The 24,574-nt window shown below is 29.3% G+C and carries 17 protein-coding genes; 6 read left to right on the top strand and 11 right to left on the bottom strand.

Annotated features, from left to right (window positions below):
* Positions 1–2: 2 nt before the first annotated feature.
* The 3 genes from KFW21_00805 to KFW21_00795 form a co-directional block, all read right to left on the bottom strand.
* Complete coding sequence (locus KFW21_00805) at positions 3–1,604, bottom strand: NupC/NupG family nucleoside CNT transporter (protein ID MDK2817971.1); 1,602 nt, start codon at positions 1,602–1,604, stop codon at positions 3–5.
* Positions 1,605–1,844: 240 nt separating this feature from the next.
* Entirely contained in the window at positions 1,845–2,927 is a 1,083-nt protein-coding gene (locus KFW21_00800; protein ID MDK2817970.1) for an alpha/beta hydrolase, read from the bottom strand.
* Complete coding sequence (locus tag KFW21_00795; protein MDK2817969.1) at positions 2,924–3,520, bottom strand: hypothetical protein; 597 nt, start codon at positions 3,518–3,520, stop codon at positions 2,924–2,926. Before KFW21_00795 ends, KFW21_00800 begins: the two co-directional genes overlap by 4 nt.
* Positions 3,521–3,724: 204 nt before the next feature.
* Here KFW21_00795 and secA point away from each other — a divergent pair, with 204 nt between their 5' ends.
* Both secA and KFW21_00785 read left to right on the top strand, forming a co-directional pair.
* On the top strand, positions 3,725–6,214 hold the full coding sequence (gene secA / locus KFW21_00790) for a preprotein translocase subunit SecA (protein ID MDK2817968.1): 2,490 nt from the start codon (positions 3,725–3,727) through the stop codon (positions 6,212–6,214).
* A gap of 7 nt (positions 6,215–6,221) precedes the next feature.
* Positions 6,222–7,337, top strand: a complete 1,116-nt coding sequence (locus KFW21_00785; GenBank protein ID MDK2817967.1) for a hypothetical protein — start codon at positions 6,222–6,224, stop codon at positions 7,335–7,337.
* Between the two features lie 82 nt (positions 7,338–7,419).
* Here KFW21_00785 and KFW21_00780 read toward each other — a convergent pair whose 3' ends face one another.
* On the bottom strand, positions 7,420–8,190 hold the full coding sequence (locus KFW21_00780) for a DUF1295 domain-containing protein (GenBank protein ID MDK2817966.1): 771 nt from the start codon (positions 8,188–8,190) through the stop codon (positions 7,420–7,422).
* Between the two features lie 39 nt (positions 8,191–8,229).
* The gene (locus KFW21_00775; GenBank protein MDK2817965.1) at positions 8,230–8,892 is read right to left on the bottom strand and encodes a hypothetical protein; all 663 of its coding nucleotides are present in this window, start codon (positions 8,890–8,892) and stop codon (positions 8,230–8,232) included.
* A 168-nt stretch (positions 8,893–9,060) separates the two neighbouring features.
* Here KFW21_00775 and KFW21_00770 point away from each other — a divergent pair, with 168 nt between their 5' ends.
* Positions 9,061–10,065, top strand: a complete 1,005-nt coding sequence (locus tag KFW21_00770; protein MDK2817964.1) for an NAD-dependent epimerase/dehydratase family protein — start codon at positions 9,061–9,063, stop codon at positions 10,063–10,065.
* Between the two features lie 119 nt (positions 10,066–10,184).
* Complete coding sequence (locus tag KFW21_00765; GenBank protein MDK2817963.1) at positions 10,185–11,162, top strand: ATP-binding protein; 978 nt, start codon at positions 10,185–10,187, stop codon at positions 11,160–11,162.
* 62 nt (positions 11,163–11,224) lie between these two features.
* Here KFW21_00765 and KFW21_00760 read toward each other — a convergent pair whose 3' ends face one another.
* The 6 genes from KFW21_00760 to KFW21_00735 all read right to left on the bottom strand — a co-directional run bounded on the left by KFW21_00760 (position 11,225) and on the right by KFW21_00735 (position 16,712).
* On the bottom strand, positions 11,225–11,542 hold the full coding sequence (locus KFW21_00760) for a PTS lactose/cellobiose transporter subunit IIA (protein MDK2817962.1): 318 nt from the start codon (positions 11,540–11,542) through the stop codon (positions 11,225–11,227).
* A 19-nt stretch (positions 11,543–11,561) separates the two neighbouring features.
* Positions 11,562–12,659, bottom strand: coding sequence for a DUF871 domain-containing protein (locus KFW21_00755; protein ID MDK2817961.1), 1,098 nt, complete (start codon positions 12,657–12,659; stop codon positions 11,562–11,564).
* Between the two features lie 14 nt (positions 12,660–12,673).
* A complete protein-coding gene (locus tag KFW21_00750; protein ID MDK2817960.1) occupies positions 12,674–14,068 on the bottom strand; it encodes a glycoside hydrolase family 1 protein in 1,395 nt (464 codons plus the stop codon).
* Positions 14,069–14,088: 20 nt separating this feature from the next.
* Positions 14,089–14,391 (bottom strand): PTS sugar transporter subunit IIB, encoded by a 303-nt coding sequence (locus tag KFW21_00745; GenBank protein MDK2817959.1) that lies wholly within the window; start codon positions 14,389–14,391, stop codon positions 14,089–14,091.
* Positions 14,392–14,503: 112 nt separating this feature from the next.
* A complete protein-coding gene (locus KFW21_00740; protein MDK2817958.1) occupies positions 14,504–15,796 on the bottom strand; it encodes a PTS sugar transporter subunit IIC in 1,293 nt (430 codons plus the stop codon).
* Positions 15,797–15,848: 52 nt separating this feature from the next.
* Entirely contained in the window at positions 15,849–16,712 is an 864-nt protein-coding gene (locus tag KFW21_00735) for a hypothetical protein (GenBank protein MDK2817957.1), read from the bottom strand.
* Between the two features lie 363 nt (positions 16,713–17,075).
* On the opposite strand from KFW21_00735, the gene KFW21_00730 reads away from it, so the two are divergent.
* Both KFW21_00730 and KFW21_00725 read left to right on the top strand, forming a co-directional pair.
* Entirely contained in the window at positions 17,076–18,887 is a 1,812-nt protein-coding gene (locus tag KFW21_00730) for a DegV family protein (GenBank protein MDK2817956.1), read from the top strand.
* 166 nt (positions 18,888–19,053) lie between these two features.
* Positions 19,054–24,540: a hypothetical protein gene (locus KFW21_00725; protein MDK2817955.1), complete on the top strand. Its 5,487-nt coding sequence runs from the start codon at positions 19,054–19,056 to the stop codon at positions 24,538–24,540.
* Positions 24,541–24,574 lie beyond the last annotated feature (34 nt).

Below are 24,574 nucleotides of genomic sequence, written 5' to 3'. Positions count from 1 at the left end.
ATTTACCTTATAAAAATTCCAGCAATAGTTGCTGTCATCCAAGATGCACAAGCCCCTGCCCACATAGCCGTAAATCCCAAACTAGCAATATCAGTTTTTCTTTCTGGTGCCATTGGTGTAATACCACCAATTTGAATACCTATAGAACTAAAATTAGCAAAACCACACAATGCATAAGTAGCAATAGCTTGAGATCTTGGAGTGATAGTACCATTTTTGACAAATTCAGCAAGTTGTCCATAAGCAACAAATTCATTAATTGCAATTTTACTTCCTAATAATGTTCCCACTGCTTGAGCATCTTGAGGAACAACACCCATAACAAGTGCTACATATTGAAAAATATGTCCAAAAATATAATCCAAACTTAACCCTTCTTGAAGTGTCCCTAGTCCCATATTTACGACGGTAACTAATGCAATAAATGCTAGTAGCATCGCCCCTACATTGAGTGCTAATTGAAGTCCTTCTGCCGTACCTTGAGCTGCAGCACCAATAATATTATCCGAAATTTGAATTTTAGGAATATGTGCATCACCTGTTGTTTTAGATGATTCTGTTTCTGGATACCACATTTTAGAAAGCATCAAGGCTGCAGGAGCACTCATAATACTAGCACTAATTAGATAGCTTGCATCAATTCCCATAGCCACTAGACCAGCAAACACACTACCAGCAATAGTAGAAAATCCACCTGTCATTACCGCATGAATCTCTGATTTGGTCATATCTTTGATATAAGGTTTGATCAAAATTGGAGCTTCAGTTTGTCCTATAAAAATATTACCAGCACAAGAAAGTGTTTCTGCTCCAGATGTTTGCATTGTCCAACGCATAAATTGAGATAATTCTTCAATAAAAACTTGTATAACACCTATATAATACAGTACAGAAATCAATGCAGAAAAAAAGATGATTGTTGGTAATACTTGTACAAAGAATAAAAAATACCAAGGTTCTTGAATTGTTGCTAAAGGTCCAAAGATCATACTTGCTCCAGCATTAGTAGGAATAGATAAAAAATTACCAACTCCTATGGACAATTGTTGAATATTCTGAGAAATAGTACCCCGTGCACCAAGTGTTGTTTCAGCAATAGAAATACAAAGACCTAAACTCATATTAATAGCTAATAATACTAAAATAGAATTAATAGGTGTTTTTTGTAATAAAGCTGAATTATTAAATTTACGAGCAACCCATACCAAAATGACAACACCCCAAATAATATTGATTACATTAGTAAGGAGAATTTCTGATTCTTTACCAAAGAAATAACCTAATGATATTCCAATAATAAATATTTTGATCACAGACATCAAAACAATCATAAAACTTGGTGTTTTTCTTACCCATAGTATAGGATGATTATTTTGACACCAAGGAATAAACCGAATTATAGCTATATATACTGTAATTAATAATGATAAAAATCCAGCGGTAATAAAAGATATATTAACATCTCCTAGAATAGTCATAGCAAATGACACTTGTAATCCCAAACCCCAAGCGATTGTTTTCCAATTAATTGCTTTTCTATTTTTAGAAAATATATACGCTAAGCCCATAAATAACACAATCCCTATTAAACCAATAAATCTCATAATCACTCCCTACTTCGTATATTATTATCTTATTCTATAATATTATCTATGGTACTTTATAAAAAATCCCTAATAGATATAAAAAAAACTTACTTATATCTATTAGGGATTAAATTAAAATCACTTTATTATGTTATCATTTAAAAAAATAGGAAAAATTGTCATTTCAAACCAACTCTATAAAAAAATTATATCCTATTATATTATTCTTTCGGATCTCTGTCAAGAGATATCTTCGTATTATTTAAACTTATTGATAAAGGCATGTATATCTTGAATATATTTGTCTTTGGCGTCTAAAAACACAGCGTGTGCTGCATTATCATATTCAATCAAAGGAAAATTATTATCAGGATCTGTTTTTCCATTAGTTAGAACACTATGCCAGCGTTTTGTATCAGTAAGAAAGGCTATTTTATCCTCTTTTCCTGCCATAATCAATGTTGGTATTGTAATTGCATTAACATTAGGTTCATTATCCCGTACTAAAGAACAATTTTCTATATTCAAATAAGTCCTAATATTATTTTGATTATCATAATAACTATAAAATTCAAAAGGAGAACTAAAGACCATTTTTAAGGTAAGTTCTGCTTCAACTTCATCTCTTCGTTTTTTTTGAATGACCATCCCACCAGCGGCATCCACATTATTATAATGTTCTGTAACATCTCGCCCTCTAAAAATACCATTTTTCTCTTTATACCAATTTATCATTTTTTGCCAAGATTTTTTATTATTTCCTTTTGCAATTTGATCACTAGCGTAGTTGGTTACAAAAGTAACTCCATTAGTCAGAGTTTCCTGTACATCTAATACAGCATTCAAATTAATAAATCCATTAAATTGACTTTGTCTTTGTTGAGATACTTTTTGATTACCTTCTGCTACTAAATAATAAGCTGATAAAAAACCACCCCAACTATGCCCTAATAAAAATAAATTTTTAGGCTTATAACGATTTTTTACAATATTCACGATACCTTGTAAATGTTCTGCAAAATTAGAAATAGTAAAATCACTCTTCGTTGGATTTCCAATCGTACCACCAGAAGAAAGTTGATCCCAATAGATTACTCTATAGGTTTTTTGTAGAACTGCTACTTCTGGAATATCACCATAATACAAACCTGAAGAACCAGGTCCACCATGAACCCATATAATATAATTTTCAGCCTTTGGATTACCTCGCACATAAATAGGAAAATAAGAATTTCCAGTTTTCATATATAAGACTTCTTCATTAGGTGCTAGAGAACATTGGGTAAAAAACAAAATCATTAATAAGCTAGATAACATCATAAAATATTTTTTTTTAATCATTTTTCTTTCCTTATATTATTTAAATCTGATAATTTGATATTAAGTCCTATTTGAAATAGTATATGACTATTAATACCCAAATTATTTGGTGCAATACCATTCCATCCTATAGATGTATAAAGTCTCACGGGTGCTTTATATTTTATTTCAAAGTCATAGCCAATATCCCAATGAGCAACAGCTATCATTCTATAAAACCCAGAATCTTTAATTAAATATCCTTCTATATTATAAACAGGTACTGTTTTCCATTGTATATTCAAACCAACACCCATAGTTAATGAAGTATAAAAACCATTTTTAGGATGAACAAAACGATATGATATGGTCGGATACAAAGAAAAAGCTATATAATTATTAGGAAAATAAAACACATTAAATTGAGGAAAAGTTACTGCTACTCCATGCCCTTTATTATTCATAAATTCCCAATCATTGCCTAATTCAAGACCTACTCTATTAGCTGGTTCATACCAAAAACTCGAAATTAATCCAACTCTTGTAGTTAAATCTTTGTTTTTATTTATTTGTTCTTGCGAAAATATTGGTAACGAAAAACTACTAAATAAAATTAATAAATAAATAATAACCATTATTAAACTCCATTTGTACTATTAAATAAGATACAAAATATTATACCATAATATTTAATATATTTCAATTACTAAAAATACTAAAAAAATTTATACCTAATAGTATCTCGTATCTATACTATATATATACTATGATTAATTTGATTTTTTTTGTAGATAGTTTTATACTAAAGAACTATGAAAATTATTTACTAAGGATTATCTATGTTTATATTAACTAAAATTTTAGAACTATTTTTTGGAACAAAGCAAGATCGTGATTTAAAAAAAATCAAAGGTCGTGTAGATCAAATTAACGAATTTGAAGCAAAGATTACATCTCTATCTAACGAAGAACTTGCTGAAAAGGGCACTTATTTCAAAAATCAATTACTTGCGGGTGAAACATTAGATGATATTCTCCCTGAAGCATTTGCCGTTATTCGTGAAGTTTCTCAACGAACTCTTGGTATGCGTCATTTTGATGTACAATTGTTTGGTGGTATAGCACTTCATGAAGGTAATATTGCTGAAATGAAAACAGGTGAGGGCAAAACACTCATGGCAACATTAGCTATTTCTCTCAATGCTTTTTCTAATAAAGGTGTTCACCTAGTGACTGTCAACGATTATCTTGCCAAGCGTGATGCACAATGGATGGCTCCTATATATCTATTCCTTAATTTAAGTGTTGGTATTATAAATCAAGATCAAATAAGTTTTAGAGTACAATTTACTGGAAAAGATTTTGAAACAGAATTAGTACCTGTTTCTCGAAAAGAAGCTTATGCCTGTGATATTACTTATATTACAAACAACGAACTTGGATTTGATTATTTAAGAGATAATATGATTTTTGAATTATATGAAAAAACTCAACGCCCTTTAAACTTTGCTATTGTAGATGAAGCTGACTCTATTCTGATCGATGAAGCTCGTACTCCTCTTATTATTTCAGGTCCTTCTGAAGAAAAAACCGATCTTTATTATCAAGTCAATCAAATTATTCCAAAATTAACTAAAGCTGAGTTGAATGACAAAGAAGAAGTTATTGAAGGTAGTGGAGATTTTGGGCTTTTTCTCAAAGAAAAAAGTGTGACATTAACAGAACAAGGTGCACATCATATAGAACAATTATTAAAAATTGATGATTTGTATTCTCCAGAAAATAGTAAATATATTCATTTTGTATTAGCAGGTATTAAAGCACATCATCTATATTTTCGTGAAATAGAATATATTATCGAGCAAGGTGAAATCGTCATTATTGATGAATTTACAGGGCGTAAAATGGCAGGTAGACGCTGGTCTGATGGTATCCATCAATCTATTGAAGCAAAAGAAAATCTAAAAATTAAACAAGAATTTCAAACTCTTGCATCAATTACTTTTCAAAATTTATTTCGTATGTATGAAAAATTATCAGGCATGACAGGTACAGCTGAAACAGAGGCTTCAGAGCTATATTCTATTTATAAAACAGATGTTATTATAATCCCTACTAACAAACCTATTACTCGTGTTGATCATCAAGATAAAATGTATCTTTCTAAAGAAAGTAAATACAAAGCTCTTGTCCATGATATTAAAAAAATTCATGCTACAGGTCAACCTATCCTCGTGGGAACAGGTTCTGTAGAATCTTCTGAAGAATTATCCAAATTACTAAAAAAAGAAAAAATTTCTCATTCTGTACTTAATGCCAAATATCATGCTCAAGAAGCAAAAATCGTACAAGATGCCGGTAAGAAAAACGCTATAACAATTGCAACTAATATGGCAGGACGCGGGACAGATATCAAACTTGGTGAAGGTGTTCGTGAAATTGGAGGATTATTAGTACTCGGGGCTGAGCGTCATGAAGCTCGTCGTATTGATAATCAATTAAGAGGACGATCTGGTCGTCAAGGTGATCCGGGTGCTTCTATCTTTTATGTATCTTGCGATGATCCTCTCATGAAAGCTGTGAATGTATCTCAACACAAAGAACTCATGCAAAAAATGGGCTTCTCTGAAGATGATGAAATACAAGATAAAATGTTCTCTCGTGTTATTGAAATGTCCCAAAAACGCTTAGAAAACTTTCATTTTGATATTCGTAAAAATATTCTTGAATATGATGGTGTAATGAATGAACAGCGTAATTATATTTATACTCTTAGAGATAAAATACTTGATACAGATCACGAAAATAATAATATTGAACAAATAATTTCTGATTCCCTTGATATTTATGCAGACAATCGTGGTGAAAAAATAGGAAGATCAGAATCTTGGGATTTATTAGCCTTAGAAACTTGGTTGAATCAACATTTTACTATAGAACATCATTTTGAACAAGCTCCCAACAAAGAAGAATTAATTCAAATTATTCGTTATCAAGTATTGGATCGTTTTACTGATTCTCCTACTTCTGTAGTGCATCAAGCTATTCGTTTTATATCATTACGAACTTTAGATAATTTATGGAAAGAGCATTTACATAATATTGATATTTTAAGAAATGGTATTGGCTTACAAGGCTATGCTCAAAAAAGTCCTATTGTTGAGTACAAAATGAGTGCCTCTATTGCCTTTAGAGAATTAAAAGAAAAATTACAATTAGATATTTTAAGTATTTTAAGTCGTTTGGATATAAAACCTGAACAACAAATTCCTAGTTTAGGAGATTTTAGTACTCCTAAAATTAAAAAGAACAAAAATAAAAAAAAATAGGTCTCTAATGTTTTTATTACTCCTTTTTCTCTTACTTTCTAATATATCTTACACCGAAACAAGAATGAATAATCTTCCTCAAGGATTTAAATGGCGTTATACAATGGACGAAACCGCACCTTCTCCTCGATCTGGACAATTTTGGCGTAGTGGAATTCTTTTAGAAGATAAAATCATTGTATTGAATGCTTATAATTTAATTGCTTTAGATCTAAAGGGCAAAGAATTATGGAAAAAAGGCTTAGCTGCTGAAAATCCTTTTTCTGAAGCAAAAATATATAGAACAGAAAGTAATGAAATAGTAGTTATTATTACAGATGCTCTCATTCGTATCAACACAGATACAGGAGAGATGATAAAAAATTTTGGATATGATGTTAGAAAAAAATCTGCTTTTCAGTTTACAGAATTATTACCTAGACATTCTATTTTATTCAAAGATCTTATTTATGTTTTTCTTGGTCCTCAATTAATATCATTTCACAAAAAAACTCTAGAACGAAATATTGTAGAAACATTCAATTCATCTCCCAAAACTTTACCTATTCAATACAAAGATAGTTTTATTTTAGGATTTTTAAATAATTTTGTACAATCATTTAATCCCATAAGTAAAGCAAACAGGACTCTTGTTTTTGGAGCATCAGAATCCGATTTTGTGATTCGCCAACCAGTCGTTAAGGATGAGCTTTTATTTATCCCAACAAGTAAAGATATACAAGTTTATAGTAATGACACTTTATTTTCCAAAAGTGATTATTTTACTAATAATATATTAAGTGTAACAGGTACAAGTATTTGGTTACGACAACATCAAATAGGTACTATATATAAAATTGATGAAACACTTACTTCTATTAAACAAATAGAATTTAGTCCCAACAAATATACAAGTAAAATTGGAATACCACTAGCAGGAAATGATGATATTTTAGTACACATAGATGGTATAAAAGGTACATTATTTATTATCACTCAAAAACCTGATTTACAATTGAAAAAAATGATTTATTCAGAAGAATTTATAGATAATCCTCCCATACAGCTACTAGCACAACAAAATAATTTGATATTATTAGGTGGATTTGAAGGTTTATATTTGATTGATATAGATCAGCTATAGAGAGAATTATCAAATAAAATAGAACAAAAAAAAAGAAAGTATATACAGTATATACTTTCTTTTTTTTTGTTCTATTTTATTATTATAAAATTCCAGGAATTATCGCTTTTCTTTCAGAGGGATAATTAGTAAAATTTTCTTTATACCATTTATGACTTGTTAAAGCTCTTGGCACTAGATTTGCTACAGTCCACATAAAAAATGATACACCTACCCATGATTTGAGTAAAATTGCCCAACCAAGCCATATTATAATTTCTCCTAAATAATTAGGACAAGAAATAAAACGATATAGTCCACCATAAGGTATTTTGTATTCAGTTTCACCAGGATTTCTAAGATTCTTTAAAATATAATCTGCCTGCCTATTAATAAATGAACCTATTAAAAATATAACAAAGCCTATAATAAACTGAGGTGATTGTAAATAATCACCTCCGTACATATCTTTAGGAGCAACAAAAAAAAGCCATCCTGCTTGAAAATAAATATTAATTAATTGAAAAGACATCCCTGAAATCATCATCAAAATAGGCATAGGCTTACTATGTCGTGTTAAAAATGGAAAGATAAAACTTCTATAAAAATAATGAAACTGCCATACAAAAAAAAGTACTATCAAACCATTATTTAAATGATCACATAGTAATAAAAATACAACAAATAAAATTGATGTTGGTGATTCCATAATAATCCAGCCTAAGCGAGCCGGTATCATGACAGATCCCCAAACATTAGAGGTCATTTTTCCATAGGGAGCAAAAAGCTTACCAAATATTAATACACAAAAAACAATAATAGATGATAAACTAAAGACCCATAAAGCATTAGTAAAAATAATAGAATCAAACATATATACTCCCAATATTTAATAGTTATTATTATAAATTTTTTAAAATCTAAAACCTACGGTAATGGCTGGATACCATCCAGTAAAGATAGGGAATTCAACTCCACCAGCCACAAAAGCATAGGTAACACCAACATCTAAATAAAAAAAATCAATAATAAATCTCATACCTAAAGATGGTAAAATAGGAATATCATCAGAGCTAATAAACGCAAATTGTACTTGTGCTATAAGTGATAGTTCAAATTTTCTATAAGTATAAAAAGCATAACCTGTTATTACTTTAAAAGCGACATATGGTTTATAAAACTTAGCTGCTTTATAATAATCAGGAACAGGAATATTAGGTAAAAATGTTAGATCAATATCTAACTGTCCCCACCATTCAGGAATAAAGTATTTTAGAATACCTATACTTACTTGAAAAGGGGCTAAACCAGCTGAAAGTGTAAAATAAGGTATTCCATCATTTGGAATGACTCGTTCTTCTTTTATTACTTCACTAGAATCAATATTTAAAGCAACAGGAACAGGAACATCTTTTTTAGACATTGCCAATTCATTTTCTGGTGGTAATTCTGGTAAAATTATTTCATTTAATTCTTGTTTTATTTTCTGTTCTTTAGTAGTAGATTCTTGTGTAAATAATTGTGTGGAAGTGATTAATATACAAATAAAAAACAAAAATATTTTATTATTTTTCATATTATTACCCTCCTTCCATATTTAATATTTATTATAAAAGAAATTTGATGTTTTTGCAAGTTTTATCAAATATACTAAAATTATTATATATTGACAATTGTTATTACCTATTGTTATAATATTCAGATAGGTTATTCTATTAATAGATCTATAAAATAGGAGTTTTATATGGTTATTGTTACTGGAGCAACAGGACATATTGGAAATGTTCTCGTTCGCGAATTATTAAAACAAGGAGAACAAGTTCGTGTTTTAATTCGTCCTGGATCAACAGAACTTCCTCTCGATGGTTTAAATGTGGAAAAAGTATACGGGGATATCCGTAATATTGAAGATTTACGAAAAGCTTTTTTAGATATGGAAGTTGTTTATCATTTAGCAGCTATTATTTCTATTTTCCCGGGTATTGATCCTGAACTAGCTACTGTTAATATAGAAGGTACCAAAAATGTTGGGAAAGTATGTGTTGAGTTAAAAATTCCAAAATTAGTGTATACAAGTTCTGTTCACGCTATTTCTGATCATCCTCATGGTAGTGAAATTACAGAAGAAGTACCTATTTGCATCAAAAATGCTATTGGAAAATATGGCAAAACAAAAGCTGCTGCAACTTTAGCTATCCTAGATATGGTCAAAAATGATAATTTACCAGCCGTTATTGTGCAACCAGCCGGAGTTATTGGACCTTATGATTATATGCCTTCTCAATTAGGTCTTGTTTATAATTTTATGATTAATGGTCTTTTTATAGGGATGGCTGGAGCTTATAATTTTGTAGATGTTAGAGATGTTGTTAACGGAATTATTCTCGCTGGTAAAAAAGGTAAAATAGGTGAACGCTATATTCTTTCTGGGCATTTATTAAGTATTCAAGAAAAAAAGAGAGTTATAGACGAAATTCTGAACAGAAAACATTTTTATATTTCTTCCCCAGAATTGCTCTGTTATATAGGTTCTTTTTTCTTATCACCTTTCTACAAACCATTAAATCTTATTCCTATTTTAACTAATGAATCTTTAGAAATTCTTTTTTCTAATGCTGATTTAAAAAGTGATAAAGCTCAAAAAGAACTTGGATATACTATTCGTCCTTTTAAAGAAACAATGACAGATATTATTAATTGGACTAAGAAGAATAAACATCTTTGGAAAAAAACTAAACATCAAATATAAATATTTTTTATTTGTCAAGCTACTTAAATACATACTAATTATATACTTATAAAAAAACATTGACAATTGTTAAAAAAAACATATATAATATAATATATTATATATTAGGAGATAATAAAATGATAAATAATTTTATTAAATATACATCTTTAGCTTTATCTATCGTGTATATCACAGGTTGTGGGCAAAAGAAAGAAGTGTCAACAATAGAACCTACAAAAACAGTGTCTATAAATAATGGAACGACTACTGTTGAGGGTACTATTACTACACATAACATTACAGGATTATCAACACCTGAAAGTGTTGTCGTCCGTAATAATACTATTTATATAGCTAATATTGGTGGTAATCCCGGAGCATCTGTGGGTAAAGGATTTATTACTGAATACAAAAATAATACTACTAAACATTTGTTTGTAGGATTACTTGATGATCCTAAAGGATTTGCGTTCTTAAATGATGATACTATTATTGTATCCGATCATCCCAATGTGAAAATTCTACAAATTTCAACAGGAACTGTTTTAGCTACATTGGCTATTAATACCCCTGGATTTCTAAATGATGTAGTATTAATTGATAATACAACAGCTCTTATTTCTGATACAGGAAAAGGACTTGTTTATAAAATATCTATTTCTAAAGACATGACTACCTTGAGTTATGTAGTAGTTACAGGTATTACTGAAAATGGAATTAATGGTTTAGCATTTGATAATGCTACTTCTACTCTATATTTTGTAACATCTACTTTTGGTGGAGATGCAACAAGAGGGCATATTTTTCAAGCTACTCTTAATAATGATTATACTACTGCATCAAAAATCACACAATGGAATACAGATATGTTAGGTGCTGGTGGACTTGATGGATTAGTACTTATTAACGGTAAACTTATTGTTTCTGATTGGGGTGTTGGTGGTAATCCAAATGCAGCACATATTTATGTGTTCAATAGTGATCGTTCTTTAGCCTTAACTATTAATGGAATGATAACAAGTGTTGCAGATATTACTATAGATAATAGTATTGTTTACTTACCAGAATTTACACAAAATCAAATTACTTCTATTGATCTAAAAAAACATCTTTAATTTATAATTACTTAAAACAAAAAAAGACCTCTTTATATAAAGAGGTCTTTTTTTATATCTATTTATTTTATCATTGATTTTTTATCTTCAATCAATTCTGTAATTAATTCTTTAGCTAATAATGCATTCATCAAATGATCTTGAGCATGTACCATTAAAATAGAAACTTTTGTTGGTACACCATTGATTTCATTTTGAATCAAGTCTGTTTGGGTGTGATGTGCTTCAAGCAAAGCTTCCTCACATTTTTTCATTGCTTCATCTGATTTTATAAATTCACCCTTTCTAGCAGCTCTTAAAGCTTCAAAAGCATAACTTCTTCCTTCTCCAGAAAATCCAACTAGGCTCATGACTATTTCTTCCATTTTTTCATCTGTCATTATAACCACCTTTTGATACTTAGTTTTGTTTTTTTAATTTGAACCGTTGCCAGCCTTCTATATGATCGATCAATCCTAGTTCTCTATCAGATACTCTACCCACAACATTAGTTTTACCTGAATTCGGCATATCTTGTCGTGCAATATGTAGTTCACCTGCGTAAGTTCCATATTTTGAAGATTCAATCAAAATATCACCTTTTTTGATTATTGTAGGAGCATTAAATACTGAGAATTGATGACCTTTATATTTTACTCGACTTTGAGTAGAACGAATCAAGTATTCTCCTTCATCTCCTCGATGAACATGTAATTCATCAAAAATAATAGATTTTTCAACTTCAGGGATATCTTTGATTATATCTACTTGTAATTCTAATAAATAAGGATCAATATTTCCCATCATTTCAAGTTCTTTGTCTGAAGCAAAACATTCAGAAATCAAAACTGTATGCATTCCTAAATTAAGAAACATATCTTTTACTTGATAAGATAACACTTGATCTCTATGTTCTTCCATAGAACACAATCCATCACTAACAGGCCACGGACCTATAGATGCAGATGGTGCTTTAACAAAAGCTCCCATACGCAGATGATGTCGTTGAAATTGTGCGGTACAATCAATAAAGTGTTTACGACCCAAGCCTGTATAACGATGAGGATAAAAATTATGAGAACCTATTAAATTATTTGGATTAGGTTTGAAATCCATAATCGTATCCAAGTAATGCGTTCTCTGACTCATATTTAACTCTATTTTCAAATTTTGAGGATTGAATGTCATACTAGCTTCTTCATTACCTGTAAAACCAAGATCTAAACGAATACCTGAAGCCCCTAAATCTCCAAAAAAAGTAAGATCATCATAAGAAATATTTAATTCTGTAAAAATATTTGGAGCAACATCTGCAATAACTTGAATACCTTTCTTTTCAGCAAATTCTATTGTTTTTTTAAATTCTGATATAATTTCAGCTTTTTTAGAAGTATCTATAGATAATAAACAAGTAAATGCTCTAGTAAAACCATAATGAGCAGCTTTTTCAATATATTCACAATTATCTTTTAATGACGCATGAAAGGGATAAATTGAAATTCCTTTTTCTCTAGTCATTATATTCTCCTTATTTAGCGATATTCAAAACCACCATCTTCAATAACTTTTTTAATCCAATAACCACTTTTTTTAATAACTCTTTTTTTATCATTATGTAGTTGTAATTCAACATATCCATAACGATTTTTATAAGCATTTTGCCAAGACCAATTATCCACAAATGTCCACAAATGGTATCCTTTACAATTACATCCTTCACCAATGGCTTTATGTACTTGTACAAGATGATCTTTAATAAAATCTATTCTATAAGAATCTTCAATGAAACCTTGAGTATTACGGAATGGTTCTTCATTTTCTACGCCCATTCCATTTTCACTGATAAATGTTTCTACATTAGAATAGTTATCTCTAATATCTATAAGACAATCATAGATACCTTGTGGATAAATTTCCCAACCTCTATGAGGATTGATTTTTTTACCAGGCATATCATAATTATCAAAATATGTTCCAGGATATAGTGGAGCTTTAGGATTTACAAGATGTTCCTTCACTTTAACTCGTTGCGGAGCATAGTAATTAATACCCAGAATATCAACCTTACCCTTAGCTATAATTTTTTCATCATCTTTGAGAATAGGAAGAGGGATCTTATTATCTTGCATAAATTTAATTAATTCTTGAGAATATACTCCTTTAAGAGAAGGCTCTTTAAAGGATTCATTATGAAAAAGATCTGCTAAATGAGCTGCTTTCACATCTTCAAGATTAGAGCTTCTAGGATAAGAAGGTGCTATATTTAAAATAATACCAGATTTTCCTGTATAACCACCTTGACGGAAAGCATCCATTGCTTCTGCATGTGCAAGAGATGTATGATATGCTACAGTCATTGCTCTTTGCATATCCATCACATTAGGGTAAAGAAAATCACCTACATAAGCAATATAAGGTACTACTATTGGTTCATTAAAAGTAAACCAGTGTTGTACTCTATCTCCAAATAATTTGAAACATTGTTCTGCAAAATAACGATATTCTTTTACTGTATCTCTATTTTCCCAGCCACCTTTTTCTTGGTAAGACCAAGGCATATCAAAATGATGTAAGTTTATAAAAGGAGTTATTCCTAATTCCAACATAGTATCTATTACTTCATTATAAAAACGAACAGCATCAGGATTGGGAGTTTTTGTACCATAAGGTAATAAGCGAGACCACTGAATAGAAGTACGATAGGTAGAGAGATTTAGTTCTTTTAAAAGACTTATATCTTCTTTAAATCGATGATAAAAATCTCCACATTCTTGAGGACCTACCTCATTAAAAAATCGATGAGAGCTCATTTCATAATATTTGTCCCATATAGATGGTTCTCTTCCACCTTCTAAAGCTCCGCCCTCATGCTGAGGACCACTAGACGCAACTCCCCACCAAAAATCTTTAGAAAAATTTTTGAACATTATATTTTCCTTAATATTTTTTATTTTTTAACAAGTGCTAATATTTCAGGTAATACTTTTTGAACATTCATCATACCATAATCTCTCATTTCAATAACCATAATAGGCTTATCCGTTTTGGAAGATACGATATCTAATTGAAAACGAATTTGTGGTGCTAATACAACAACATCCACATCATCTGTCAAATAAGTATCCAATTCAGCTACAGAAATAGCATTAATTTCTATCTCTATCCCTTGTTCGTCAGCATATGTTTTTGCTTTTTGAACAAATAAACTTGTAGACATTCCTGCACTACAGCATAAAATAATTTTAGTCATAATAAACTCCAATAAAAATATAATATAGTATAAACTACTTAATACAATTAATACAACAAAACTAAGTAAATAAATATTACTTAGTTTTGTTTTGTATCAATCTTCAAATAAATTAATTCTTTTTTAATTCATCTAATTCTTTTTGATATTCCATATTATCTAGTTTTTTGATAAATGCAAACCAAACAATAGATGATAAAGTAAGATTAATTACTTGCATTACTATCCCTCTCCAACCTGCTACTAAAAATCCACTAAAGAAAATTGGCATAGTCCAAGGTGCAATAATACCATTATGTCTTGGTAAAAAACCAATAATTGTTGCAAAATAAGCTGTACATACATTCATTATAGGAACAAGCATCCAAGGGATAAAAATAATAGGATTAAATACTATTGGAAGACCAAATACAAAAGGTTCATTAATATTAAATATTCCTGGAGCTAATGACAAACGACCTACTTCTTTTAAATGTCTACTACGAGCAAATAATACCATAGCAATGATAACTGATAATGATGCTCCTGCACCACCTAATGTTACATATAGATCAAACCAATATCTAGTAATAATATGAGGAATTGCCTCTCCATTTTGAAAAGCAAGACGATTTGCATCCTGAAACACTGTGAAAATAGGATCTAAAACGGGACCAATTACTAAGTGCCCATGTATTCCAAAGAACCAAAAGAAATGCACTAAAAACATGAATCCAATAGCACCCCAAATATTACCACCCATACCAGAAAGAGGTTTTACTACAAACTCAGCCAAAATAGTATGAATATTCTCAAAAGAAGATGCATCAATAGCCAAACGAACCAACCAAAGAACAACTAAAGTGATTCCTCCAGGTATTAAAGCAGCAAAAGATTTTGCTACAGCTGGTGGAACGCCATTAGGCATTGTTATTACTAAATTTGATTTAACCATTTTCACATAAATTTCTGTTGCTACTAGAGCAACAAGTAGTGCTGTAAATAATCCACGAGAGCCTAAATACATTATAGGCATTACTCCTGCTATACCACCTTCTACTAATTCATGAGAAACACGATAAGGTGTTAACATAAAAAAACAAAGCAAAGATATCACTGCTGCAGGTAAAGCATCCACTTTGTAACTTTCCGCCAAACGATAAGAAATTGCAATAACAGCTGTCATTCCCATTAAATCTAATGTTGCTCCAATAGGAATTAAGAGTGCATCAAAAATACCATTAGCACGAATCCAATCTCCATATCCAGGAATCGGTAATGCAGCAAATAGTAGAAACATTGATCCTATCATACTTGGAACAAGATTAAGAACTACTCCATCTCTAATAGCTTGAATATGACGCATTTGAGCAAATTTATTCATTGCTGGTGCTATTTTACTGTCCATAAACTCTTGTAGATTCATTTTTATACCTCTTAGTTTGTATTTTATTTCTTAATTAATTATTATTATTTTTCTAGTTTTTTGAAAAATCAAATGCATAGCCTAAACCTGCTTGTAGAAATAGTTGATTATCTGTTTTCATAGTAGCATTAGCCATGTTAGCTATATGATAACGAAGTTGTATCCATGTATAGAAACTAGGTGTTACAGACCAAACAACTTGATTTTCCCAACGTATTGCAAAGCTTTGACCAAAAGCTTCTGCAGATTCATTTCCACCAAAACGAAAGCCTAATTTAGTTCTATAAGTCCATCCTGGAGCAAATCCAATTTCATAATTCAAACGCATTTCAAATAAATCAACAACAGTTACAGTTAATCCAGCACCTATACCAGTAGAATTTCCATCGGCATCTGTAGTAAACATTTCATTAACTTGAGGAACCATCCATAATTCTAAAATACTTTGAAAAGTCAATGCTCCTGCGTTACCTAATTTTATAGTGTAATAATTTTCTTGAGCCAAAAGACCTCTTGTATCCATTGCAAAAATAGCATGTCCACCAAGATTAACACCAACTTGTGCTCTAGGTTGGCCATAAGGTTGAACAAAAGCTCCACCAAGATTACCCATAAAATCCCCTGTATTTTTGTTAAATCCAGGAGCTGTTCCTGTAACAATAAGAGCTTTCACCCACATAGAAAGCCATGGTACAGTAGCAAAATTCTGAGAATAAGTCATCCCAAACTCAAATTCATTACCAGTGAGAATACGAGTTCTTCCACCAACTTTACCACCAGAAGCTTCTGTAAGATGCCCTGTAAAAGAATCCAAATAAAAACTTAATGACCGATTGACTGCAGGTGCTTCATCTTGTGCAAATCCTGTCCCTGTAATAGCAAATATTGCTACTATAAAAATTAACAAATTTTTCATCTTTATACCCCTTGAAAATATATATTTATATGATTATTAATTATACCGCACTATCAGAACTTTACAATACAAAATATCATTATAAACAAAAAAACATATAAATATATATGTACATATGAGTTAATATTATCAATATTGATTTATAATAAAGAAAAATTGTAATATTCTATATAATAATTTTATTAATTAATTATATTCTATTAGTAGATAGTATTAGAATAACAATATTTTACTAAAATAAAATCTGTTGAAAAGATTGCATTTTGAGTTGTATTATATTATAATCAGTGTGGAATAAATATGAGTTAATAGACTATATATGGTCTTATTTATTATATTTTAGTATATTCAAAGGAGAGTTTTATGTCTATTCTATCAAAATTAACTGGAAAAGAACTTTATTGGTCTATAATTTCTGGGGGTAAAAAAATTATTGAGCATCAAGAAGAAATTAATAAAATAAATGTCTTTCCTGTCCCCGATGGAGACACTGGATCAAACCTTGCTGCTACAGCAACTTCTATTATTTACAATTCAAAAGAAAATGATTCCATTGATATTGTTGCTGCTAGTATTGGCGATGCTGCACTTGATGGAGCTCGTGGTAATAGCGGTGTTATTTTGGCTCAATTCCTCTACGGTATTGGTGTCGAAATCAAAGATTGTGCCAATGTTTCTACTCAAAAATTTGCAGACATAGTCAAAAAAGCTTCTGACTATGTCTACAAAGCTATACCATCTCCTCAAGAAGGTACTATTATTACCGTAATTCGTGAATGGGCTGAGTATATCCACACAAATAAAAATTCTTTTTCTGATTTTGATTCTCTATTTTCAAAAGCTGAAGTTATCGCTCAAAAAGCTTTAGCTCGTACTACTGAACAATTAGAAGCACTTCGTATCGCCAAAGTTGTTGATGCAGGAGCTAAAGGTTTTGTTCTTTTTATAGAAGGTATGAGAGATACTCTGCTCAAGCGTGCTTTTTCTCGTGAAGATCATGATATAGAACATCTTCTTATGTATGATTATGATTTTCCTATGGCTGAAGCAGAAAATCTAACTGAAGAGTCTTTACATAATCGATATTGTACTGAAACTTGTATTGTCGGTGAAAATATCTCTCGTGATACCATTCTTGAGATCTTAGAATCTGATGGAGATTCTATTGTAATTGCTGGTTCTGACAAAAAATTACGTCTCCATTTTCATACAAACAATCCTGTTGATATGTTTGACAAATTGCGTCAATTTGGATCTTTCACTTTTCAAAAAGTAGAAGATATGCGTCTTCAATATAATGTTACTCATCATAGAAAGAATTCTATTGCTTTTATTGTAGATTCTGGTGTTTCTCTCTCTCCTGAATTTATGGATAAACATCAAATTCATCTAATTCCTACAAATATTGAAATTGATAAAGTTAGTTATCAAGATCTTCGTACTATGAATCTCGAATTATTTCAACAGTATTTCATTCAAAAAAATACCTCCGTAAAAACCTCTCAACCTTCTCCTAAAAGTTATGCTGATTTATTTGGATATTTGTCTAATTATTATGAATCTGTTATTGTTCTAACTATGGGATCAGAAGTTAGTGGAACATATAGAAGTGCCCTACAAGGTAAGGAATTAATATTATCCAAAAAAGATATCAAAATTGACATCATTGATTCTCATAGCTTAGCTGCTGGATCATCTGTTATTGCTTGCTCTATTGTTAGATATATTGAAAATAAAGTTTCTCATGAAGATATTATTAAAAATATCTCTACTGAGATTGCTCATACTTCAAATTTTCTAAACTTTTTAACTATAGATCATTTTATTAAAAGTGGAAGATTAGGGATGTTTAAAGGTGGAATAATTAAAGCTTTAAACCTATTTCCTATATTTGAAATGGTTGGTGGAAAGGTTATAATTACTGGTAAAGCCTTTGGATTTAAAAAAGCAATTGCTAAAAGCATAAAAGCAATTGCTAAAAAATCATCAAATCGCTCTATAAAAAGCTATATTGTTACTCATACACACTTAAATGAAAATATAAAAGAATACTATCTAAAACATTTAGAAAACATATTGGGTTGCCCTCCTCTTGAAATCAATACTGCTTCAGCAGCAATTGCCAATCATGTCGGTTATGGTGCAGTATCTGTTGGTATTACTTATAATAATTAATTACTACATCAAAAATAAAAAACAAGCTCTATCTTTTAGAGCTTGTTTTTTATTGAAATTTATATTTTATACTTTATTATTATCAAAATAAAGTATAAAATTTACTAGTAATATAAGTACAAATATGATAAAATAATATAATAATTAACTACAATAAGGATTTGAAATGAGCTTTAGTACTAATTTATCTAGTATCAACAAATTGATCCGTACATATTACATGTATTTTATTACATTTTGTTGTCTATTATTTATTTTCATTATAGGATTGGTAATTGTCCATAATAAATACACAACTATCCAAGGTTCTACTTTCCAAGAAGCTCTTCTTCAATCAGGACAACGAGAAATTTCTTTTTGTTTTGATCAAGATATTATTAAATTTTCTTCTTACGAAGAAAGTTCTTATGAATGGTTAACACTAATGAATCTTTCCTTTACTCCTAATTTATCAGGATCTATCCGTACTATCAGTGGGAAAAAATTTACTTATACTTTGGATACCCCGTTACCTCCAAATCAAGATATAATAGTGTCTTACAACACGAATATTACTTCTCTAACAGGTGCTCCTGTATCACTTAGTATTAATTATCAACAAAGTTCTTCTTCACCTTTCATAATAAAAGGCAAAGAATTTAAAGTTTCTTATGCTTCTCTAGAATCAAAAAATTTATATAGTCCTATATACTTATCTATTTCTAGAGCCATTAAAATTCAAGAACTAAAAAAAGGGTTGACTTTATCCGATCAATATCAAAACATAAAATTTCGCTTAAAATATGCTATTAGAACTAATCAAAAAAATTCTTCTACCTTCTGTATCGTAACAAACTATAATGAAATTTATATTTTTCCTTATGGATTAAAAAAAAACACCAGCTACAAGCTTGAGATTGATTATTCCAAAATAAACACTAATTCAATTTTAAAGCCATTTATCTACGAATTTGATACTTATAAATCTCCCGAATGGTTAGGACTTAATAGTACCCCTTATCTTAATCAAAGAGAACCAAAGTTACTTTCTAAAACTATCAATGATGATCTTTGGCTTGTTCATAACACCCCTATCAAAAAAACTGCTGTTACAAATTCTATACTGACTACAATACCTGCTGTGTCTAATCTATCTTATAGTATTAAAGAATCTAATATACAAATATATGGAGATTTTGTAGGAAATACAGAATATTTGTTATCTTTTACACCTAAAAAATTATTTGATATTTATGGTCAAAAAATAACAAATGTTTTCACAGCCAAATTTGATATTCAAAATCAAAAACCAGCTATTAGTCAAATGAAAAATATTTTGTATATAGATAGAAAAAATCCAATTGTTCCTTTTCAAACAGTCAATGTATCCAATATAACTATTACTTATCAAATAATTAATTCTGCTTATTATACAGCACTATCTCTTTATGGAAAAAATGTGCCTGTAAATACTTACAAAACTAATTTTTCTATTAATTCTCCTATAGATCAAATTTCTTGGCAAGAATTCGATCTGACTAAAATATTTGAAGATCAAACCTCACTTATTTTGATGAATATTCAAAATACTGATCAGCCATCAAAAGATACAAATTTTACAAAAATATTAGCTAGTCAGAGTGGTCTTATGGCTCATATATCTATATCAGATATTGTTTTACAAGCACATGATATAGATACTCAAAATCCTTTAGAAAATATAATGATTTCTATTTGGGATCCCATTAGAGGTTCTTTTCAAGATTTAGGAAGAACTAAATCGGATGGATTTCTTCGTGTTCCAAACGCAAAATTACCCTTAAAAGCACTAGAAAAACCTATATTTATAGGAATACCTAAAGATACAAGCAAATTTAATGAAATTGCTTTTCTTAGTGGTGATGATAGTTACTTCAACAGTATTAATTCTACTTTTTTCTTTTCTAGTTCACCTCGTTTATTTTATAATGATATTACAACAACACAACACATTTATAGTATGGTATTTACAGACAGACCTACTTATAAATTAGGAGAACAAGTTCATATACATGCTATTGCTCGTGCAAAAACTAATAATTATTATACTAGTCAAAACACTTTTTTCACTAAATCCGTAGATATTACTATTATAAATCCAAATAATACAGTGATTACCAATACCCTTAGCTCTTGGTCTTCTAACGGATCTTTGAATATAACCTTAAACGAAAAACAAACTCTTATTTCTGGACAATACACTATAAAAATAAAAAATACCAGCAGTGATTTTTATAAACAAGCTTTTTTTAATGTATATCCTCTTACTCCAAAAAATACAGAAATCGTATTTTCAGCACCCAAACAAAAAATTTTGTTTGGTGAAAAGTTAGTATTTTCTTTGCGTCCTCAATTTTTATTCGGCGAAATACTCCCATCAACAATTTCGTATACTGTTACTAAAACTCCACTCAATTTTATCAGTAAAAAATACGCTTACTATCAATTTGGAACAGCTCAACCAATTACTCCTTATGATTCTCCTATTATAGATATTTACCCTCAATTGTCTGAATTATTACTAAAAAATACTCAAAAAAGCTCTCTCAAAAAACCCGATATTATCATAAATAAAAAATTATCTGATTATTCTGGAAAAAATTATCAATTATGTATTCAAGCAAAAACTATCTCTGATTCTACACTATCTACAGAAATTAACAACAATACTCTTTCTGTATTTCAACCTGTACAACTAGGAATACACCTTGAAAACACAACAGTTTTTAATAATGAAGCCATAGCTTTTAAAATAATAGCACTAAATTCTATTACTGAAGAAATTATTACTAATATCCAAAGTGTTTTAACTATTAATAAAATAGAAAAATTAACTCTTGGAAAATGGAGTTTTATTACAAATATTATCCCTCTCAAACAATATTATTCTAGAACTATCTTCTCTAAAACTATGAAAAATGGGCAATATAGTTATCAATATATTCCTTCTCAAGAAGGTAACTATCAAGTTATTGTACATACCTATAGTAATAATACCAAAATAAGCTCGTCTACTTCTTTTTCTGTTCTCAAATCGGAGTCCTCGTCTTATAATACTCAACTTTATATGGAATTAGACAACACCACATACCAAAGTGGTGATACGGCATTTTTACACATTTCAAACCCTTTTGATAAAGCTCGATTATTACTTTTTATAGAAAGAGATTCCATCAGAGAATTTCACTCTATTATTCTATCTAACAATATTTTTACCTATCCTATAGCACTAACTCACCAAGATATTCCAGGTATAAATATTACAGCTATTTTATCCTCCATTTCTAATACAAAAAATATTCCTCTTACTTTATTTGGAAATACATCATTAACCGTACGCCCTAATGAAAAACAATTATCTTTTCAAATCAACACCTCAAAGTCCAATTATTTACCTAAAGAATTAGTAGAAATAGACTTGATGGTTTACAATGCTCAAAACAAACAAATTGATGGGGAAGCTGTAGTCATCATTAGAGACAAAGCCGTATTAGAACAAACAGATACTGATATTCCGAATCCTATCGATATATTTTATAATACTAGATATCCAGGTTTTTCAACATGGCATAGTGGCAAACAACTTTTAGATACTAAAAATTTAACAAATACTACAGCTATATCTCCCATGCCTATTTCTTCTTTAAATAGAAAAAGCATTGCTTTTGCTAATCCTATAAGTACTTCTTTAATGGATAATATAGAAAGTTCTTCTCAAGTTAGATCTAATTTTCCTTATACTATCTATTATAATAGTTCTGTACAATTATCTCGAAACAAAAAGACAAAAATTTCTTTTCAATTACCAGACAATATTTCTGGATTTGATATTACTGTCATTGCCTATGATCAAAATGAATTATTTGGTAAAACAAATTATAATTTCACTAGTTCTAAAAAATTAATGATAGATGAAATTATTCCAAATTTTGTACGCCCAGATGATCAAGTTACTTGGGGTGCTTATATTCGTAATTTTTCTGATAGCACTATTGATGCCAAAGTAACTTTAGATAATGTTGATTCATACTTTACTAAAAATATTTTAATTCCTAAAAAATCATATGCTATTGTTACCAATACAAATACTATCAAAAATATAGAAAGATCTTGGAATATACTAGTAGATTCTACTAATTTTTCAGATAATTTTATTAAGAATATTCCTGTTATTCTTGATAATCCATGGACATATTCTAGTTATTCCGGGTATTTAAATAATACAACTAATATTACATTAGAGACAGATCTTGAGAACAATCTTGAGCAAGAGATCACTCTTCAATTGTCATCTACGCCCATGATACAAATGAAAAATAGCCTGAATAAAATTTTGACTTCTGAAAGCTTGTATATAGAACAAATATTACAACGATTATTATTATTTATAGGAAATGAAGACTTATTTATTACAAATCAACTAATAGATTGGAATAAAAAAAAGCTGAACACTTTACTTCAAGATGATTTAAACTCACTATCCTCTTATTATATCAATTCTACTAATATAGCAACTAGTCCTTTGGGTAATATTATTACTTCCAATCCTATGATATTACTACAAATGTACGAAAGTTTACAATTAGCAAATAAACATAACTATCAAATAGACAGTAATTTATTTAACAATTTAACAAAAACTACTCAACAAATTAGTAAAAAAAATAAGAATACTTCAGCAAATGATGCTTTAATTCAAATTTATGCTCTTAATATACTTGCTTCAAACAAATTATTAGATAAAGAAAGTTTTAAAAATATTTATCCAATTTTATCTTCTTATAACAATACTCATGCGTTAATTTTAGACACAATGCATCTACTAAATTTTCCTTTACAAGATATTTCCAAACAAACTTTATTATTAATGAATCAAACAACGGAAACAGGTACAACTATTCTAATAAAAAATTCTAATTCAAGATTTATAGCCTCAACATTAATTAAATATTATGGAGACTATCAAGATGGATTTAAAATATTAAATGGATTAGATATTCAGAAACAAGATAATATATTTGTATTTGTTAATTTTTTACAGAAATATCCTTCTGATAATACTTATAAAGTTGATATTACTATAAATAAAAAAACATTTACCTTAGATAATACAAACAATAAAATTACTATCCCTATTAAAGAAAAAAATATTTCTATCACTATGGATACAGAACAAAAAAAAATTTATTATTATTTAGTTTATGGTTCTATTCCCAAAAAAAATCCTACTCAAAACAATAGTGGCTATCAAATTAAAAAAAATATTTATAATCAAAGTACTACAAATTCTATTGTTGATAACAACTTAATATTTGGAGAAAAATATATCATAGAATTAGAAATTACTCCTCAAGCTTCAGGCAGTCAACAAATAGAAATTATAGATCCTTTATATGGTGGAATTATATTAGATACCCCTACTAAGCAAAAAGAATATTTGAAAAATGCTACTTATATTGCCAAACACGATAAAATTCATATTTTCACAAAAGTTAATAAAAGTAAGATTATTATTCGTTATCTTGTTATTGCTCAAACTTTTGGAATATGGACAGCACCACCAAGCTCAGTACAATTTATCACCTCTCCCGATGTATTTGGTTTTCAATCACAAGACAATATTACTATTAAATAACAAATAAAAAAAGCTCCTTCAATAAGGAGCTTTT

The sequence above is a fragment of the Spirochaetota bacterium genome, from assembly GCA_030154445.1.
In the GTDB taxonomy this organism is placed as follows: domain Bacteria; phylum Spirochaetota; class Brevinematia; order Brevinematales; family Brevinemataceae; genus Brevinema_A.
This window is presented reverse-complemented; position numbering and strand designations above follow the sequence as displayed.

What these genes read in the sequence shown, in the direction of transcription:
- KFW21_00805 (MDK2817971.1), bottom strand. Translation starts at nt 1,604, where the DNA reads ATGAGATTTATTGGTTTAATAGGGATTGTGTTATTTATGGGCTTAGCG.
- KFW21_00800 (MDK2817970.1), bottom strand. Translation starts at nt 2,927, where the DNA reads ATGATTAAAAAAAAATATTTTATGATGTTATCTAGCTTATTAATGATT.
- KFW21_00795 (MDK2817969.1), bottom strand. Translation starts at nt 3,520, where the DNA reads ATGGTTATTATTTATTTATTAATTTTATTTAGTAGTTTTTCGTTACCA.
- secA (MDK2817968.1), top strand. Translation starts at nt 3,725, where the DNA reads ATGTTTATATTAACTAAAATTTTAGAACTATTTTTTGGAACAAAGCAA.
- KFW21_00785 (MDK2817967.1), top strand. Translation starts at nt 6,222, where the DNA reads ATGTTTTTATTACTCCTTTTTCTCTTACTTTCTAATATATCTTACACC.
- KFW21_00780 (MDK2817966.1), bottom strand. Translation starts at nt 8,190, where the DNA reads ATGTTTGATTCTATTATTTTTACTAATGCTTTATGGGTCTTTAGTTTA.
- KFW21_00775 (MDK2817965.1), bottom strand. Translation starts at nt 8,892, where the DNA reads ATGAAAAATAATAAAATATTTTTGTTTTTTATTTGTATATTAATCACT.
- KFW21_00770 (MDK2817964.1), top strand. Translation starts at nt 9,061, where the DNA reads ATGGTTATTGTTACTGGAGCAACAGGACATATTGGAAATGTTCTCGTT.
- KFW21_00765 (MDK2817963.1), top strand. Translation starts at nt 10,185, where the DNA reads ATGATAAATAATTTTATTAAATATACATCTTTAGCTTTATCTATCGTG.
- KFW21_00760 (MDK2817962.1), bottom strand. Translation starts at nt 11,542, where the DNA reads ATGACAGATGAAAAAATGGAAGAAATAGTCATGAGCCTAGTTGGATTT.
- KFW21_00755 (MDK2817961.1), bottom strand. Translation starts at nt 12,659, where the DNA reads ATGACTAGAGAAAAAGGAATTTCAATTTATCCCTTTCATGCGTCATTA.
- KFW21_00750 (MDK2817960.1), bottom strand. Translation starts at nt 14,068, where the DNA reads ATGTTCAAAAATTTTTCTAAAGATTTTTGGTGGGGAGTTGCGTCTAGT.
- KFW21_00745 (MDK2817959.1), bottom strand. Translation starts at nt 14,391, where the DNA reads ATGACTAAAATTATTTTATGCTGTAGTGCAGGAATGTCTACAAGTTTA.
- KFW21_00740 (MDK2817958.1), bottom strand. Translation starts at nt 15,796, where the DNA reads ATGAATCTACAAGAGTTTATGGACAGTAAAATAGCACCAGCAATGAAT.
- KFW21_00735 (MDK2817957.1), bottom strand. Translation starts at nt 16,712, where the DNA reads ATGAAAAATTTGTTAATTTTTATAGTAGCAATATTTGCTATTACAGGG.
- KFW21_00730 (MDK2817956.1), top strand. Translation starts at nt 17,076, where the DNA reads ATGTCTATTCTATCAAAATTAACTGGAAAAGAACTTTATTGGTCTATA.
- KFW21_00725 (MDK2817955.1), top strand. Translation starts at nt 19,054, where the DNA reads ATGAGCTTTAGTACTAATTTATCTAGTATCAACAAATTGATCCGTACA.